The organism is Aeromonas sp. WP2-W18-CRE-05 (assembly GCF_014168615.1).
Taxonomy (GTDB): Bacteria; Pseudomonadota; Gammaproteobacteria; order Enterobacterales; family Aeromonadaceae; genus Aeromonas; species Aeromonas caviae.
This window is the reverse complement of sequence record NZ_AP021917.1, coordinates 4,506,861-4,522,500: the sequence shown is the minus strand read 5'-3', so window position 1 is coordinate 4,522,500 and position 15,640 is coordinate 4,506,861. Positions and strand designations below refer to the sequence as shown.

At 64.7% G+C, this 15,640-nt stretch carries 13 protein-coding genes, 1 tRNA gene and 2 rRNA genes (1 of these 16 running past the window's edge); 11 read left to right on the top strand and 5 right to left on the bottom strand.

Annotated features, from left to right (window positions below):
* The 3 genes from H7R73_RS21195 to H7R73_RS21185 all read left to right on the top strand — a co-directional run.
* Positions 1 to 945: ribosomal RNA gene (locus tag H7R73_RS21195) — 23S ribosomal RNA — on the top strand; it begins 1,944 nt to the left of the window's first position.
* A 123-nt stretch (positions 946 to 1,068) separates the two neighbouring features.
* Positions 1,069 to 1,183 (top strand): 5S ribosomal RNA (gene rrf / locus H7R73_RS21190).
* A gap of 97 nt (positions 1,184 to 1,280) precedes the next feature.
* Positions 1,281 to 1,357, top strand: a tRNA-Asp gene (locus tag H7R73_RS21185).
* A 102-nt stretch (positions 1,358 to 1,459) separates the two neighbouring features.
* Here H7R73_RS21185 and H7R73_RS21180 read toward each other — a convergent pair.
* On the bottom strand, positions 1,460 to 1,792 hold the full coding sequence (locus H7R73_RS21180; protein WP_041214071.1) for a cupin domain-containing protein: 333 nt from the start codon (positions 1,790 to 1,792) through the stop codon (positions 1,460 to 1,462).
* A 206-nt stretch (positions 1,793 to 1,998) separates the two neighbouring features.
* Here H7R73_RS21180 and H7R73_RS21175 point away from each other — a divergent pair, with 206 nt between their 5' ends.
* The 4 genes from H7R73_RS21175 to dhaM all read left to right on the top strand — a co-directional run bounded on the left by H7R73_RS21175 (position 1,999) and on the right by dhaM (position 6,013).
* Positions 1,999 to 3,357: an NCS2 family permease gene (locus H7R73_RS21175; RefSeq protein WP_103260911.1), complete on the top strand. Its 1,359-nt coding sequence runs from the start codon at positions 1,999 to 2,001 to the stop codon at positions 3,355 to 3,357.
* A 228-nt stretch (positions 3,358 to 3,585) separates the two neighbouring features.
* Positions 3,586 to 4,656: a dihydroxyacetone kinase subunit DhaK gene (gene dhaK, locus H7R73_RS21170; protein ID WP_103260910.1), complete on the top strand. Its 1,071-nt coding sequence runs from the start codon at positions 3,586 to 3,588 to the stop codon at positions 4,654 to 4,656.
* A 9-nt stretch (positions 4,657 to 4,665) separates the two neighbouring features.
* On the top strand, positions 4,666 to 5,295 hold the full coding sequence (gene dhaL / locus H7R73_RS21165) for a dihydroxyacetone kinase subunit DhaL (protein WP_005306235.1): 630 nt from the start codon (positions 4,666 to 4,668) through the stop codon (positions 5,293 to 5,295).
* Between the two features lies 1 nt (position 5,296).
* Positions 5,297 to 6,013 (top strand): dihydroxyacetone kinase phosphoryl donor subunit DhaM, encoded by a 717-nt coding sequence (dhaM, locus tag H7R73_RS21160; protein WP_010675941.1) that lies wholly within the window; start codon positions 5,297 to 5,299, stop codon positions 6,011 to 6,013.
* A gap of 60 nt (positions 6,014 to 6,073) precedes the next feature.
* Here the strand turns inward: dhaM and dhaR are convergent, their stop codons facing one another.
* The gene (dhaR, locus tag H7R73_RS21155) at positions 6,074 to 7,975 is read right to left on the bottom strand and encodes a dihydroxyacetone kinase operon transcriptional regulator DhaR (RefSeq protein WP_103261196.1); all 1,902 of its coding nucleotides are present in this window, start codon (positions 7,973 to 7,975) and stop codon (positions 6,074 to 6,076) included.
* A 72-nt stretch (positions 7,976 to 8,047) separates the two neighbouring features.
* A complete protein-coding gene (locus tag H7R73_RS21150; protein ID WP_010675939.1) occupies positions 8,048 to 8,941 on the bottom strand; it encodes a LysR family transcriptional regulator in 894 nt (297 codons plus the stop codon).
* Between the two features lie 116 nt (positions 8,942 to 9,057).
* Between H7R73_RS21150 and H7R73_RS21145 the strand changes: the two genes are divergently transcribed.
* The 4 genes from H7R73_RS21145 to H7R73_RS21130 all read left to right on the top strand — a co-directional run bounded on the left by H7R73_RS21145 (position 9,058) and on the right by H7R73_RS21130 (position 13,386).
* On the top strand, positions 9,058 to 10,110 hold the full coding sequence (locus H7R73_RS21145; protein ID WP_103260909.1) for an agmatine deiminase family protein: 1,053 nt from the start codon (positions 9,058 to 9,060) through the stop codon (positions 10,108 to 10,110).
* Between the two features lie 132 nt (positions 10,111 to 10,242).
* On the top strand, positions 10,243 to 11,142 hold the full coding sequence (aguB, locus tag H7R73_RS21140) for an N-carbamoylputrescine amidase (RefSeq protein ID WP_103260908.1): 900 nt from the start codon (positions 10,243 to 10,245) through the stop codon (positions 11,140 to 11,142).
* Complete coding sequence (locus tag H7R73_RS21135; protein ID WP_182951406.1) at positions 11,139 to 12,248, top strand: extracellular solute-binding protein; 1,110 nt, start codon at positions 11,139 to 11,141, stop codon at positions 12,246 to 12,248. The genes aguB and H7R73_RS21135 overlap by 4 nt, the downstream gene beginning before the upstream one ends.
* A gap of 16 nt (positions 12,249 to 12,264) precedes the next feature.
* Positions 12,265 to 13,386: an agmatine deiminase family protein gene (locus tag H7R73_RS21130; protein ID WP_182951405.1), complete on the top strand. Its 1,122-nt coding sequence runs from the start codon at positions 12,265 to 12,267 to the stop codon at positions 13,384 to 13,386.
* 90 nt (positions 13,387 to 13,476) lie between these two features.
* Here H7R73_RS21130 and H7R73_RS21125 read toward each other — a convergent pair whose 3' ends face one another.
* Both H7R73_RS21125 and ydiK read right to left on the bottom strand, forming a co-directional pair.
* Complete coding sequence (locus H7R73_RS21125; RefSeq protein ID WP_042864806.1) at positions 13,477 to 14,181, bottom strand: SDR family oxidoreductase; 705 nt, start codon at positions 14,179 to 14,181, stop codon at positions 13,477 to 13,479.
* Between the two features lie 366 nt (positions 14,182 to 14,547).
* Positions 14,548 to 15,633 (bottom strand): AI-2E family transporter YdiK, encoded by a 1,086-nt coding sequence (gene ydiK / locus H7R73_RS21120; protein WP_161646895.1) that lies wholly within the window; start codon positions 15,631 to 15,633, stop codon positions 14,548 to 14,550.
* Positions 15,634 to 15,640 lie beyond the last annotated feature (7 nt).

The window sequence follows — 15,640 nt, the reverse complement described above, 5'->3', positions numbered from 1 at the left end:
CCTGCACGAATGGTGTAACCATGGCCATGCTGTCTCCACCCGAGACTCAGTGAAATCGAATTCGCCGTGAAGATGCGGTGTACCCGCGGCTAGACGGAAAGACCCCGTGAACCTTTACTACAGCTTGGCACTGAACATTGAACCTACATGTGTAGGATAGGTGGGAGGCTTTGAAGGCGTGACGCCAGTTGCGCTGGAGCCGTCCTTGAAATACCACCCTTGTATGTTTGATGTTCTAACGCAGGGCCCTGAATCGGGCTCGCGGACAGTGCCTGGTGGGTAGTTTGACTGGGGCGGTCTCCTCCCAAAGAGTAACGGAGGAGCACGAAGGTTGGCTAATCCTGGTCGGACATCAGGAGGTTAGTGCAATGGCATAAGCCAGCTTAACTGCGAGACGGACAGGTCGAGCAGGTACGAAAGTAGGTCATAGTGATCCGGTGGTTCTGAATGGAAGGGCCATCGCTCAACGGATAAAAGGTACTCCGGGGATAACAGGCTGATACCGCCCAAGAGTTCATATCGACGGCGGTGTTTGGCACCTCGATGTCGGCTCATCACATCCTGGGGCTGAAGTCGGTCCCAAGGGTATGGCTGTTCGCCATTTAAAGTGGTACGCGAGCTGGGTTCAGAACGTCGTGAGACAGTTCGGTCCCTATCTGCCGTGGGCGTTGGATGATTGAAGGGAGTTGCTCCTAGTACGAGAGGACCGGAGTGAACGAACCTCTGGTGTTCGGGTTGTCACGCCAGTGGCACTGCCCGGTAGCTAAGTTCGGAATCGATAACCGCTGAAAGCATCTAAGCGGGAAGCGAGCCCTGAGATGAGTCATCCCTGACCCCTTGAGGGTCCTAAAGGGCCGTTGGAGACCACAACGTTGATAGGTGGGGTGTGTAAGCGTAGCGATACGTTGAGCTAACCCATACTAATTACCCGTGAGGCTTAACCATACAACACCCAAGAAGTGTTTCTGGCCTTGTAGCGAATGAGCGAACTACTTACGAATTCAGTGGTAATGACAACGCAAACTAGCGAAGTCGTTATACACATCAGCTTTCTGGATTAAGAATTTGCCTGGCGGCAATAGCGCAGTGGAACCACCTGACCCCATGCCGAACTCAGAAGTGAAACGCTGTAGCGCCGATGGTAGTGTGGCATTCGCCATGCGAGAGTAGGACACTGCCAGGCACCCAATTAAACGGTTATGTGAAGAATCACGTGACTGGCTGCGAGGATGACACCTCAGAATAAGCGGCAAAAGATTTAGCGAAAGCTAACCGAATGCGGAGCGGTAGTTCAGTCGGTTAGAATACCGGCCTGTCACGCCGGGGGTCGCGGGTTCGAGTCCCGTCCGCTCCGCCACTACTTAAGAAGCCCAGTCGAAAGACTGGGCTTTTTTTCGTCTCCACGGTCTCCTCTTCGATATTCGCAGCAGAAGCATTGCCTTCTTGAGCCGTGAGCTTGCTAGTAATAGACGCAGAGCCAGATGGTTGTCTCGGTCGGATGGGTCCACTCCACCCTGTGCTGAAGGTGCGCCGGGATGTTGATGTAATCCCCCGGCCCCAGATGGACGCGTTCCTGTACCCCGGTATCCGGTGTGATGAAGACCAGGATGGCCTCTCCCTGCACCAGCAATACCCATTCGTGTTCATCCTGATCGAACCACTCTCCGGTAGGGGTCTGCTGCCCCTGGGAGAGAATGCGCTCGATACGAACATTGTTGGTACTGACCAGATCCGCGAACACTTCACTGGGCAGGGGGGAGGGGATTTGGCCAAGCAGGTTGCCTGTGTGCATGGGCTTCTCTCCGGTAGATGGGAACGTGGCTAGCTAAGAGTGTAGAAGCTTGGGATGGGCCGCTCTCATGGAAAGTGAGGCCTCCAACGAGCCCTTTTATGAAAAACTTCGGGGAAATGGAGGCTTATCCGCTGCAATCTCGCCAAATTCTTGCTATTTTGCGCGCCAGCAAGCAAACGATTTCCTTCACACTTTCAGGATGAACTATGGCAACGCAACAAACGACGGCCCGCGCCGGCAATGGCGGGTTTCTGGATTCCTATTTCTCCATCAGCCAGCGTGGCAGCACGGTGCGACAGGAGCTGCTGGCCGGGTTGACCACCTTCCTGGCGATGGTCTACAGCATCATCGTCGTGCCGAACATGCTGGGCGCAGCCGGTTTTGAGCAGGGCCCGGTGTTTGTGGCGACCTGTCTGATCGCCGCCTTCGGCTCCCTGCTGATGGGGCTCTGGGCCAAGCTGCCGATGGCCATCGGTTGTGCCATCTCTCTCACCGCCTTTACCGCCTTCAGCCTGGTGCTGGGTCAGGGGCTGAGCATTCCGGTCGCGCTGGGCGCCATCTTCCTGATGGGGGTGCTGTTCACCCTGATCAGCGTCACCGGCGTGCGCCAGTGGATCCTGGACAACCTCCCCTCCGGCATCGCCCACGGTACCGGCATCGGTATCGGCCTGTTCCTGCTGCTGATCGCCACCAACGGGGTCGGCATGGTGATCAAGAATGAAGGGGCTGGCCTGCCGGTGCAGCTCGGCGAGATCACTGCCTTCCCGGTCATCATGACGGTGCTGGGTCTGGCTGCCATCTTCGGCCTGGAGCGCCGCAAGGTGCCGGGCGGCATCCTGATGGTGATCATCGCCATCTCCATCCTCGGCCTTATCTTCGATCCGAAAGTGACCTGGAAGGGCTTCTTCGCCATGCCGAGCCTGAGTGGCGAGAATGGCTCCCTGGTGGGCAGCATGGATCTGCTGGGCGCCCTCAATCCGGTGGTGATTCCGACCGTGTTGGCCCTGGTGATGACCGCCGTGTTTGACGCCACCGGCACCATCCGTGCCGTGGCCGGTCAGGCTGGCCTCATCAACGAGCGTGGTCACATCATCAGCGGTGGCAAGGCCCTGACTGCGGACTCCGTCAGCAGTATGGTGGCGGGCGTGGTAGGTGGTGCTCCGGCAGCCGTCTACATCGAATCTGCCGCAGGGACCGCTGCCGGCGGCAAGACAGGTCTGACCGCCACTCTGGTCGGCGTGCTCTTCCTGCTGATGATCTTCCTCTCCCCGCTGAGCTATCTGGTACCGGCCTACGCCACCGCACCGGCCCTGATGTATGTGGGCCTGCTGATGCTGGGCAACGTCACCAAGCTGGACTTCAACGACTCGGTCGATGCCCTCTCCGGCATGCTGTGCGCCGTCTTCATCGTGCTCACCTGCAACATCGTCACCGGCATCATGCTGGGCTTCGTGGCCCTGGTGGTCGGCCGCCTGTTTGCCGCCGAGTGGAAGAAGCTCAACATCGGCACCGTCATCATCGCCGTGGCCCTGGTGATCTTCTACGCCGGTGGCTGGGCCATCTAATCCTCACGCTATCGAGAAGGGCCCTGCGGGGCCCTTTTTCATGGCTGTGAGGCGGCTAACACTTTCCCGGATCTTCCCCATCCGCTCGTTTCAGATTGAAACGTCAGGCTTTGTTTGCTGTTTCAGATCCGAACCGAAACCCCTGTCATTTTTATCCCCCTATGGCTCGCTAGACTGGCTGCATCAACCATCTGTCCACCCGTGTGGTGGCAAGCCAAGGAGTGAGCCATGAAGAAGCTGATCAACGCTGTCGATGCCGTGGTCCGTGAACAACTGATGGGGATGGCCGCTGCCCACCCCGAGCTCAAGGTGCGAATCGAACCCCACTACATCACCCGCGCCGACGCCCCCGTGACGGGCAAGGTGGCGCTCGTCTCCGGCGGCGGCAGCGGCCACGAGCCCATGCACGGTGGCCTGGTGGGCAAAGGAATGCTGGATGGTGCCTGCCCCGGCGAGATCTTCACGTCCCCGACCCCGGATCAGATGTACGAGTGCGGTCAGGCCGTCGACGGCGGCGCCGGTGTGCTGTTTCTGGTGAAGAACTACACCGGCGACGTGCTCAACTTCGAGACCGCGGTCGAGCTGCTGCACGGTGACGGGGTCAAGGTGGGCTTCGCCCTCATCGATGACGACGTGGCGGTGAAGGACAGCCTCTACACCGCAGGCCGCCGCGGGGTTGCCACGACAGTGCTGTGCGAGAAGCTGGTCGGTGCCGCCGCCGAGTCGGGCTACGATCTGGCGCGCTGCGAGGCGTTGGCCCGTCGCATCAACAACCAGAGCCGCACCATAGGCGTGGCCATGCACGCCTGCACCGTGCCTGCTGCCGGCAAGCCCTCCTTCATCCTGGCTGACAACGAGGTGGAGTTCGGCGTCGGCATCCACGGCGAGCCGGGCATCGAACGCCGTCCCTTCACCGACCTCAACGCCCTGGTGGACGACATGTTCAAGGAGCTGACCGACAACAGCCCTTATGGCCGCACTCTGCGCCACTGGGACAGAGGCACCGGCAGCTGGCAGGAGGAGCACACCTTTATCGAGCCGCTCAATGGGGGTGACAGGGTCATCGTCCTGGTCAACAGCCTCGGCGGCACCCCCATCTCCGAGCTCTACGGCGTCTATGGCCGCCTCGCCACCCTATGCGAAGAGGCGGGCATCCACCTGGTGCGCAACCTCATCGGCCCCTACTGCACCTCCCTCGACATGACCGGCATCTCCATCACCCTGCTCAAGGTGGATGACGAGCTGATGACCCTGTGGGATGCCCCCGTTCACACCCCCGCCCTGCGGCGCGGCTGCTGAGGAATATTCATGTTAAGCAAGCATCAGATCGTCAACTGGCTGCTCGACTGCGAGCACATCTTCACCGAGCAGCGTGACTACCTCACGGCGCTGGATACCGACATCGGCGACGGCGACCACGGCCTCAACATGCAGCGCGGCTTTGCCAAGGTGGCGGAGAAGCTGCCCGCGGTGGCGGACAAAGACATCGGCCAGGTGCTCAAAACCACCGGTATGACGTTGCTCTCTTCCGTCGGCGGCGCCAGCGGACCCCTCTACGGCACCTTCTTCATCCGGGCGGCGGCCAGCAGCGATGCCTGCCAGAGCCTGACCCTCGGCCAGCTTGGCAAGATGCTGAGCGACGGGGTGGAGGGGATCGTCTCCCGTGGCCGCGCCGAGCCGGGTGACAAGACCATGTGCGACGCCTGGTGGCCCGCTCTGGCTGCCCTGCAGCAGGCGGAACAACAGGGCCTGCCGCTCCCCGAGGCGCTGGACAAGGCGGTGGCTGCCGCCGCAGCTGGCACCGAGGCCACCATACAGATGCAGGCCCGCAAGGGGCGCGCCAGCTATCTTGGTGAGCGCAGCATCGGCCATCAGGATGCGGGGGCCACCTCGACCCTGCTGCTGCTGACCGCCCTGCGTGACAGAGCGAGGTTGTGACATGATCGGCATCGTAGTGGTCTCTCACAGCGCCATGCTGGCGGCCGGTTTGAAAGCCCTGGCCGATCAGCTCGGCAGCCCGGCGAAGCTGTTGCTGGCGGCCGGGGTCGATGACCCCGCCCATCCCATCGGCACCGACGCCATCGCCGTGATGAGTGCGATGGAAGAGGCGGATGACGGCAGCGGGGTGCTGGTGCTGATGGACTTGGGCAGCGCCCTCCTGAGCGCCGAGACCGCCCTCGAGCTGCTGCCCCCCGAGCTGAGCGCCCGGGTGCGGCTCAGCCCCGCCCCGCTGGTCGAGGGCACTCTGGCCGCCGTGGTGGCCGCTGGCGCAGGCCTGACGCTGGACGAGGTGGCTGCCGAGGCGCTTGGCGCCCTGGGTCCGAAACAGGGAATGCTGCCTGCCAGTGCGGCGCAGGCCACCACGGAGGCTGCCCCCGTTGCCGACGACGGCTGGTTGCGCTGCGAGGTGGTGGTGGAGAATCCCCACGGCCTGCATGTGCGCCCCGCCGCCCGGCTGGTCGCGGCACTCAAGCCCTTTGCCGCCGAACTCAGGCTGCAAAAGGGGGAGAAAGAGGCGAATCCCCGCAGCCTGAGCCGGCTCGCCATGCTCGATGTGCGCCAGGGGGACAGGCTCATCCTGCTGGCGCGAGGGGAGGATGCCGGGGCGGCGCTGAGCTGCTTCCAGCAACTGGCGCGGGATCGCTTCGGCGACTGAAACATTCCCCCATCCGGGCCCCGTCACGACGGGGCCCGCTTTTTTTGAGGGGCGTTCTGGTCAGTGGTGGTAGTCGGCGGGATCGATGTCGAGCAGTTTGAGCCGCCGCCAGAGGGTGGTGCGGCTGATCCCGAGCTGGCGCGCCATCTGGCTGACCTGGCCCTTGCTGGCACGGGCGGCCCGCAGGATCGCCTGATGCTCCAGCTTCGCCAGGGTGAGCAGCGGCTGTCCCACCACCTCGTCCGCCAGCAGGCAATGACCCTGGCGGATGGCGGCCGGGAGCGCCCGGGGCGGGATCTGTGCCTCACTGCAATGAAGCAGGGCGTACTCGATGGCGCTGCGCAGCTCCCCCAGGTTGCCGGGCCAGGGGTAGGCCAGCAGGCAGTCGAGGGCGTCAGGGGTGAACTGGCGCCCCGGCTCGCCCCCCTGCACCGTCAGGTGCTGGCGGATGAGTCCGGGCAGATCGGCGCTGCGCTCCCGCAGGCTCGGCAGCCAGAGTTCGCACCCTTGCAGCGCATAGAGCAGCTGGCGCCCGAATCCCCCCTCCTGCACCCGCTGCTCCAGCGGGGCGCTGCTGGTCGCGATGATCCTCACCCTGAGGGGCAGGATGCGGGCGGAGTCGAAGCGCTGGATGCGCCCCGTCTTGAGCAGTTGCAGCAGGGCGGCCTGCATGGGGGCGGGCAGGCACTCCACCTGCTCCAGCACTAGCGTGCCACCGTGAGCCAGCTCGAACTTGCCTGCCCGCTCCTGCCCCGCCTCGTCGGACCCCATGAGTTCCAGCGCCATCCGCTCCCTCGGCCATGCCTGGCAGTTGAAGATGACCAGGGGGCCGGCGGCTCGCTCGCTGCCAAAGTGGATGGCCTCCGCCAGTTGGGCCTTGCCCACCTCCTCTTCCCCTCGCAGCAGGACGGGGCCCTGTCCCCTGGCTGCCTGGCGGGCGTGGCGCAGCAGTTTGCGCATGGCGCTCGACTCCCCCACCAGGGCGGAGAGCTCGGGCACCGTCTGGCGCAGTTGATGAATGGCGCGCAGCCGATCGGTGGGATGGAGCAGGACGATGAAGCTGACCCCGTCCGGCCCCGGCAGGGGCTTGAGGCTCACCAGGGCGTCGATGAAGGCCTCGCCCCGGGTCTCTCGCCGCTCCAGCGTCACCTCCACATGACTCAGGGGGGTCATCTCCGCGATGGCCAGACGCAGGCGCTGGGGCATCAGCAGATGGTGATCGAGGGGCTGGCCCAGGCAGACAGCCGGGTCGAGTTGCAGCCGACTGGCCGCCAGGGCGTTGAGGTAGCGCAGCCGCCCCTGGGGATCCCAGGCCAGCACGCCGTCTTCCATGCCATCCAGCAGGGCATAGAGCTCGCTCAAGTGGTGCTGGGACTCCTGCATCAGGCGCTCCATCTGCAGCAGATTGGCCAGCTCGCGGCCGGCGCTGACGGTGAGCGCGAGATCCCCCGGTGCGGCCTCCTCCACCCGGCAGATCAGGGCCACGATCGCCACCTGGCGACCGGTGCTGTTGTAGACAGGACTGGCACAGCAGTGCCAGGGGTGGAGACGCTGGTTGAAGTGCTGGGGGCCGCTGACGCAGAGCGGCACCCCCTCCAGGGCCGCCAGGTTGACGGCATTGGTGCCGATGCGTCCCTCGCTGAAAAACGCGCCTGGGCCAAAACCGAGTGCCGCCAGCGCCTGCAGGGTATCGGGGTGGCCGGTCCGGGCCAGCAGGCAACCGCTCTCGTCGGTGAGCAGCAGGGCGCAGGGGCGCCCCTCCATGAACTCGTAGAGATCCTCCAGCGCCATCTCGCCGGTAGTGAGCAGGTCCCGTTTGCGCTGGCGCAGGCTCTCCAGGGTCTGCCCTCTGGCGCAGTGGGGAGGATGCCAGAGGGACGCGCTGGTCTGGTGGGCACAGCGCAGCCAGGAGGCCTGCAGGTGCTCGGGCCAGGACGAGAGGGGCTGGGGAACGGATGGCATGGTCACGGCGATATCCGGCAAAAGGGAAGGGGCCATTTAATCACCCTTGCCGCCCCGATTCAGTGACCGCTCTCAGAGTGTCGCGTCCTGGTCCCGGGTGGCAGCCTCTGCGGCAAACTGCTGCTGGAGCCATTGGCTCACCGCCCGGCACTGGGGGCTGCCTTCGCTCTCCTGATGGATCAGCATGTTCCAGTTCGGCCCGGCCACCCGGTGGGACGAGAGGGGCAGCAGCAACCCCTGTCGGCGTGCGTCGCGAGAGAGCAGCTCGCTCGCCAGCGCCACCCCGAGCCCGGCGCTGGCCGCATCCTGCAACAAGCCGGGATCGGAGAAGTTGAGCCCCTGGGTCTGCAGGTGCAGATCGTCGCCGCCCTTGAGGGTCCAGTGGTGCCAGTCCATCTCCCGCTCCCCGTGCAGGGTGGTGCGCTCCTGCGCGGGCTGTGACAGCACGGCCGGGCTCGCCACCGGCAGCAGCCGATCCGCCAGCAGCGGCTGATGGCGGCATTCCGCCTGGGGAGCCAGCCCCCAGCGCAGCGAAATGTCGATGGTCTGCTCGGCCATGTTCGGCGTGTCGTCGCTGGTGAACAGCCAGAGATCGATGCCCGGATGCTGGGTGTGAAGGTCGGCCAGCCGGGGCAGCAGCCAGAGGCGGGCGATGGCGGTACTGGTGTTGAGCACCAGCTGGTTCGGCTTGCGGTACTGCTCGAGGCGCTGTATTCCCACCGCCAGTTGCAGCAGCACCTGCTGGGTCGTCTCCAGCAGATCCTGGCCCGCGTCGGTCAGGGCGACGGAACGTCCCTGGCGGTGAAACAGAGGCTGGCCAAGCAGCTCCTCCAGCGAGCGGATCTGCTGACTGATGGCAGACTGGGTGAGGTGCAGCTCCTGGGCCGCCTGATGAAAGCTGCCGAGCCTGGCCGCCGCCTCGAAGCCGCGCAGCACGTTGAGAGGGGGCCAGTGTTTGAACATCATTGATTAGCTCCGCTTATCACTTTTATCGAAAATCGATCGTTTGTTACCCATCAAAGGGGAGAATAGTCTATTCCCATCGTCAATAACCTTAATAGTACCTAATCAGAGAGGCTGAGATGCGCGAGCAGGGAATGAGGGCAACGGGCTGGTTCATGCCAGCGGAGTGGTGCCGGCACGCGGCGACCTGGATGGTCTGGCCGCACAACAAGGCGCTGTGGGAAAACGGCTGGGGCGTAACCCTGCCCCAGGTGCAGCAGGACTTCGCCCGGGTGGTCAATGCCATCGCCCGCTTCGAACCGGTGAACCTGGTGGTGGATCCCGCCGCACAGGCGGAGGCTCGCGCCCTGTGCGGCGACGGGGTGCGCTTCATTCCCCTGCCGGTGGATGACAGCTGGTGCCGTGACTCCGGCCCCACCTTCATCTGCCATCCCGAGCTTGGCACCGCCGGGATCAGCTGGCGTTTCAACGCCTGGGGCGGCAAGTCGGCCCACGGTCTGGACGAGGGGCTGGCGCGACGCGTTCTTAACAGCCTGGAGCTGGAGTGCATCGGCAGCTTCCTCGCCAACGAAGGGGGCGCCATCCATGTGGATGGGGAGGGCACCCTGATCACCACGGAGTCGGTGCTGCTCAACAGCAACCGCAATCCCGGCATGACCAAAGTGGAGATCGAACGGATCTTCAGCCGCCTGCTCGGCATCGAGAAGACTATCTGGCTGCCGGGGGATCCGGACCACGTCACCGGTGACATGACGGACGGTCATGTGGACGGGGTCTGCGCCTTCAGCCGCCCCGGCCACCTGCTGGTGGACGCCACCCTGGACGGGCACTCCACCTATGGCCGCGTGGTGCGGGAGAACCGCCGAGCCCTGGCCCTGGCCACCGATGCGAGAGGTCGCTCCTTCGAGTGCCTCGAGCTGTTCGAGGCGAGCGAGGCGGTGGACGCCGAGGCGGAGGTGTTCTGCGCCTCCTACACCAACTTCTACATCGCCAACGGCGCCATCATCATGCCCGCCTACGGCGTAGGTGCGGACGAGGCGGCTGGGGAGGTGCTGAGGCGCGCCTTCCCGAACAGGCAGCTGGTGCCGGTGCGCATCAACCAGTTGGCCCACGGCGGGGGCGGCATTCACTGCATCACCCAGCAGCAGCCGGCCTGGCCGGTGCAGGGGTAAGCGTTTGGAGCGGCCTCGTCAGGCGTCTGCGAGGCCTCATGACGGGATCAGGGAGGAGAGATTCATGAACAAGGTCGTCGCAACCATGCAGTTTGCCTGTCAGGGGGAACGCGTGTCAGGGAGGGTATCCGGATGAGCAAGATCGTTGTCGCCACCACACAATTCGCTTGCAGCTGGGAGCTGGAGCGCAATCTGGACACAGCGGAGAGCCTGGTACGGGACGCCGCCGCCAGGGGGGCCAACCTGGTGCTGTTGCAGGAGCTCTTCGCCACCCCCTATTTCTGCATCGAGCAATACCACGGCCATCTGGCGCTGGCGGAGTCGTTCGAGCAGAGCCGGGTGCTGCGCCGCTTCTCGGCCCTGGCGCGGGAGCTGGGGGTGGTGTTGCCCATCAGCTGGTTCGAGCGTGCGGGCAACGCCTACTTCAACTCCCTGGCGATGGCGGATGCGGATGGTCGCCTGCTCGGGGTCTATCGCAAGACCCATATCCCGAACGCCATCGGCTATCAGGAGAAGGAGTATTTCAGCCCGGGGGATACGGGGTTTCGGGTCTGGGACACGGCCGCTGGCCGCATCGGGGTCGGCATCTGCTGGGATCAGTGGTTCCCGGAGGCGGCCCGCGCCATGGCGCTGCAGGGGGCCGAGCTGCTGCTCTATCCCACCGCCATCGGCTCGGAGCCGGGGGCAGAGGGGCTCGATTCCCGGGATCACTGGCAGCTGACCCAGCGCGGCCACGCCGCCGCCAACATCATGCCGGTGATCGCCGCCAACCGCATCGGACGCGAGGTGGCGACCCGGGATCCCGAGTTGCAGATGCGCTTCTATGGCTCCTCCTTCATCACGGATCACAAGGGGGCTCTGCTGGCCGAGGCGGACAGGGATACCCCGGGCGTGCTGGTGCGGGAGCTGGATCTCGCCGCCATGGCCGAGGAGCGGCTGGCCTGGGGCATCTATCGAGATCGCCGCCCCGAGATGTATGGCGCCTTGCTGAGCCTGGATGGGCAGGGCCAGCGGGGAGGGCGTCCATCATGAGCGCCTTGACCAAGATAGCCATGGGGCTGGCCCTGCTGCTGGGTCTGGGGGCCCAGGCCGCAGAAGGGGCGGGGGAGGCGACAGAGGAGAAGGTGCTGCGCCTCTACAACTGGTCCGATTATTTCGCCCCCGATACCCTGAGCGAATTCACCCGGGAGACCGGGATCCGGGTCATCTACGACGTGATGGACAGCAGCGAGACCCTGGAGGCCAAGCTGATGGCGGGTCGCAGCGGGTATGACCTCATCTTCCCGGGGGACACGGTGGCGGAGCGGCTGATGCGGGCGGGCAGCCTGCAGCCCCTCGACAAGGGCAAGCTGCAACACCTGGGGGACATAGACCCCGGCCTGGCGCGGTTGCAGCAGGCCTACCCCCATGCGAAGGAGGCAGTGGTGCCCTACACCTGGGGCACCATAGGGCTCACTTACAATGCGGACGCCATCAAGCAGCGGATGCCGGATGCCCCGGTCAGCAGCCTGGACATGCTGTTCAAGCCCGAGCTGGCGGCGAAATTTGCAGATTGCGGCATCTCGGTCATCGACTCCCCGGACGAGGTGCTGGCGGTGGTGCTGCACTATCTTGGGCGGGATCCCCGCAGCGGCAAGGCGGACGATCTGGAGGCGGCCCTGGCCCTGCTCAAGGGGATCAAACCCTATATCCGCAAGTTCCAGTCCCAGCCGGTGACCCAGCTGGTGAACGGGGATCTCTGCCTCTCCCTGGGCTACAGCGGCGACATGACCCAGGCCAGGCGCGCCGCCGCCGAGGCGGGCAAGCGGGTCGACTTCGAATACCGATTGCCGAAGGAGGGGAGCACCATCTGGATGGACACCATGGCGATCCCGGCGGATGCCCCCCATCCTGACTATGCCTATGCCTTTATCAACTTCGTGATGCGCCCGGCCAACATGGCGGCCATCACCAACAGCACCGGTTATCCGACTGCCAGTGCCAAGGCCAGACCCATGGTGGATGCCACCATGACGGCCAACCCGGATATCTACCTGGACGAGGCCAGCTACCAGCGGCTCATTCCGGGTCAGGATATAGCACAATCCCAGATGCGTGCCCGCATGCGAGCCTGGACTCGCTTCAAGAGCAGCCTCTGAACCCAGGAGTAGAACGATGTTTTCCCGACGCCACGTATTGAAACAACTCGTCGCCCTCGGCGCCATTGCCGGGTTTGGCAGCCTGCCCGGTGCCCGCGCGGCCTTCGCCGCCGACGAGCCCGGCGCAGCCGCTCGCTACCACATGCCGGAGGAGTCCTCCCCCCAGGCCCTGGTGTGGGTGGCCTTCGGGGCCACCAGCGAGATCTGGGGTCGCCACTACAAGGAGGTGCAGGCCACCATAGGGCGGCTGGTGCAGGCCATGGTGCCCTACACCCGGGTCAACGTGCTCTGCCACGAGGATGACGAGGCGCTGGCGCGCCAGCTGTGCGGCGAGCGCAACACCCACTTCGTCCACGCCGAGATGGATGACATCTGGCTGCGGGATACCGGCGGTGTCTTCGTGCAGGACGAGCAGGGAGGGCTCGGGCTGGTGGACTTCAATTTCAACGGCTGGGGTGACAAGCAGGAGCACAGCCATGACGCCAGGGTCGCCGCCCTGGTGGGCCGGCAGACGGATGCCTATTACCTGCAGAGCGAGCTCATCGGTGAGGGGGGCGGCATCGAGGTGGACGGCAACGGCACCGCCATCATGACCGAGAGCAGCTGGATCAACAGCAACCGCAACCCCGGCCTCACCAAGGCGCAGGTGGAGGCGGAGCTCAAGGCCAACCTGGGGCTGCGCAAGATCATCTGGCTGCCGGGGATCAAGGGCAAGGACATCACGGATGCCCACGTGGACTTCTACGCCCGCTTCGTGCGCCCCGGGGTGGTGGTGATCAACATGGACAACGATCCCGACTCCTACGACTACAAGGTGACCCGCCAGCACCTCGCCATCCTGCAGCAGGCGACGGACGCCGACGGCAACAAGCTGGAGCTGCATCAGCTGCCGCCGCCCCTGGGCGGGCGGGACAACAAGTTCAGCCGCAGCCCGGACTTTGCCGCCGGTTACATCAACTACCTGCCCATCAACGGCGCCGTCATCGCTCCCCAGTTCGGGGATGCCAGGGCCGACCGCCATTGCCGGGATCTGCTGGCCCGCCTCTATCCGGGGCGCAAGATAGTGCAGATAGACATAGACCCGGTGGCGGCCGGGGGCGGCGGCATCCACTGCATCACCCTGCATCAGCCTGTCTGATCTTACGCGCAGGCCGCCTCTGGCGGTGTGACGCAGAACAAGGGGCGCCTCGGCGCCCCTTGTTCTTGCTGGCGTTCCATGGCGCCTCGCTCAGATCCCCGTCATGCCGATCTCGTCGAGCTGGACGTGAGGGGGTTGGCGCAGGGTGTAGAGCACGGCCTCGGCCAGATCCTCCACCTGCAGCCAGCCGGGCTTGCGATCGCCCGGACAGGCCGGGGGCGGCACCTGCACCAGCCCGGGACAGAGGGTGTGGACCCGGATGCCCTGGTGCTGCACCTCTTCCCGCAGTGCCCGGGCGAACCCCAGCACCGCAAACTTGGCGGCGCAGTAGACGCTGGCCCTGGCATAGCCGTGCCTGGCGGCCTGGGAGGCGATGTTGATGACGGTGCCGTGGCGGTTTGCCAGCATGTCCGGCAGGCAGGCCCGGGTCAGCAGGAAGGTGCCCTTGGCACAGGTATCCATCACCCTGTCCCACTCCGATTCCGGCAGATCCTGCACCAGGTGGTCGCTGCCGACCCCGCTGTTGTTGATGAGCAGATCGACGGGGCCTAGCCGTTCCCGGATCCGGGCATGGCCGTCCCGCACCTGATCGCCGTCGCACACATCCAGCGCCAGTGCCATGACTCGCACTCCGTATCGCGCCTCCAGTCTGGCCGCTTCCTGCTCCAGCAGCCCCAGGCGGCGGGAAGCCAGGATCAGCTCCACCCCCTGGCTGGCCAGGGCCTCGGCGATGGCCAGTCCAATGCCGCTGGCGCCGCCGCTGATGAGGGCCCGTGTTGCTCTCAGTTCGTTCATCTTGTCTTCTCCTCCAATGGTGCAGGCATTGTGGCGGGCGCCTTCGGCAGGGAACAGGGGAGGGGAAGGAGTGACTCGAACCCTGGTTCGTGTTTTGGCGTTCCGGTTCGAACTTTGGTTCTAAACGCCGCGACCAGCCGTTGGTTCGATTAGCCGTAAGGGGTAATCGGACGTTCGCGTAAATCAATTCTCCCGCTATAACAGCCATCAATATTTCCCTGCTGACAGATGCCGCTGATTCATGGACACACCGGACAGCGGCATCTCGATCGTCCGATTATGCTTCGCTAATCGAACCTGCATGGGACGGTAATAAACAGAAGAGCCGCCCTGGGGCGGCTCTTTGCATCGGGGATGAATGAATCGTCACGGCGCCTTGGGCGGTTCCACCAGAGCGCTCGCCGGCTGGTCATCTTCCTTGATCCAGGCATCCAGCAGGGTGTAGCCCACCGCAAGCACCACGGGGCCGATGAAGAGACCGATGATCCCCAGCGCCAGCAGGCCGCCGATGACCCCCACCAGAATGAGGATCAGCGGCAGGTCGGCCCCGCGCTTGATGAGGAAGGGGCGCAGGAAGTTGTCCATGGTGCCCGCCAGCAGGGACCAGACCAGCAGGAAGGTGCCCCAGGTGGTGTCCCCGCTCCAGTAGAGGTAGCCGACGCTGGCCAGCAGCACCGGGAAGGGGCCTATCTGGGCGACGATCAGCAGGAACATCAGCACCACCAGCACCATGACATAGGGAATGCCGGCGATGAGCAGGCCCAGGCCCGCCACCGAGGATTGCACCAGGGCGGTCACCACCACCCCCATGGCGACGGCACGGATGGCCTGGGAGGCGAGCACCACCGCATTGTCACCGCGCTGGCCCGCCAGACGGTGGGCGAAGCGGCGAATGCCTTCTGCCGCCTTCTCTCCCGAGTGGTAGAGCAGGCCGCAGATGGCCACGGTCAGCAGGAAGTGGACGAACAGCAGGCCGAGGTTGCCGGCCTGGGCCGCCAGCCAGCGAGCGGTCTGGCCGAAGTAGGGGGCCAGCTTGGTGAACAGCACCTGGCCGCCGCTCGCGAGGATCTGCTGCCAGAACTCATAGAGCTTGTCGCCCACCAGGGGTACTTGCTGCAACCAGAGCAGCTCGGGGGGCGGGGATTGGCTGAGCTCGGTTCCCAGCTCGATGAGCATGGGGGCCTTCTCCGCCACGTTGGCCAGCGTCATGAAGAGGGGAATGACGAAGATGAGCAGCAAGATGCTGGTCATCAGCAACGCCGCCAGGGTGCGCTTGCCCCACAGCAGGCGCTGGGCCATCTGCATCAGGGGCCAGGTGGCGATGGTGATCATCGTCGACCACACCAGGGCGGGCAGGAAGGGGCGCAAGACCATGAAGCACGAGATGATGAGCAGGCTGAGGAACAGCAAGCCCAGGGTGATCTTGGCCAAATCCACTTTTTTCATATTCATGGCATTC

Excerpts from the sequence above, each read along its gene's own strand:
- H7R73_RS21180 (WP_041214071.1), bottom strand. The coding sequence starts at position 1,792 with ATGCACACAGGCAACCTGCTTGGCCAAATCCCCTCCCCCCTGCCCAGT.
- H7R73_RS21175 (WP_103260911.1), top strand. The coding sequence starts at position 1,999 with ATGGCAACGCAACAAACGACGGCCCGCGCCGGCAATGGCGGGTTTCTG.
- dhaK (WP_103260910.1), top strand. The coding sequence starts at position 3,586 with ATGAAGAAGCTGATCAACGCTGTCGATGCCGTGGTCCGTGAACAACTG.
- dhaL (WP_005306235.1), top strand. The coding sequence starts at position 4,666 with ATGTTAAGCAAGCATCAGATCGTCAACTGGCTGCTCGACTGCGAGCAC.
- dhaM (WP_010675941.1), top strand. The coding sequence starts at position 5,297 with ATGATCGGCATCGTAGTGGTCTCTCACAGCGCCATGCTGGCGGCCGGT.
- dhaR (WP_103261196.1), bottom strand. The coding sequence starts at position 7,975 with ATGCCATCCGTTCCCCAGCCCCTCTCGTCCTGGCCCGAGCACCTGCAG.
- H7R73_RS21150 (WP_010675939.1), bottom strand. The coding sequence starts at position 8,941 with ATGATGTTCAAACACTGGCCCCCTCTCAACGTGCTGCGCGGCTTCGAG.
- H7R73_RS21145 (WP_103260909.1), top strand. The coding sequence starts at position 9,058 with ATGCGCGAGCAGGGAATGAGGGCAACGGGCTGGTTCATGCCAGCGGAG.
- aguB (WP_103260908.1), top strand. The coding sequence starts at position 10,243 with ATGAGCAAGATCGTTGTCGCCACCACACAATTCGCTTGCAGCTGGGAG.
- H7R73_RS21135 (WP_182951406.1), top strand. The coding sequence starts at position 11,139 with ATGAGCGCCTTGACCAAGATAGCCATGGGGCTGGCCCTGCTGCTGGGT.
- H7R73_RS21130 (WP_182951405.1), top strand. The coding sequence starts at position 12,265 with ATGTTTTCCCGACGCCACGTATTGAAACAACTCGTCGCCCTCGGCGCC.
- H7R73_RS21125 (WP_042864806.1), bottom strand. The coding sequence starts at position 14,181 with ATGAACGAACTGAGAGCAACACGGGCCCTCATCAGCGGCGGCGCCAGC.
- ydiK (WP_161646895.1), bottom strand. The coding sequence starts at position 15,633 with ATGAATATGAAAAAAGTGGATTTGGCCAAGATCACCCTGGGCTTGCTG.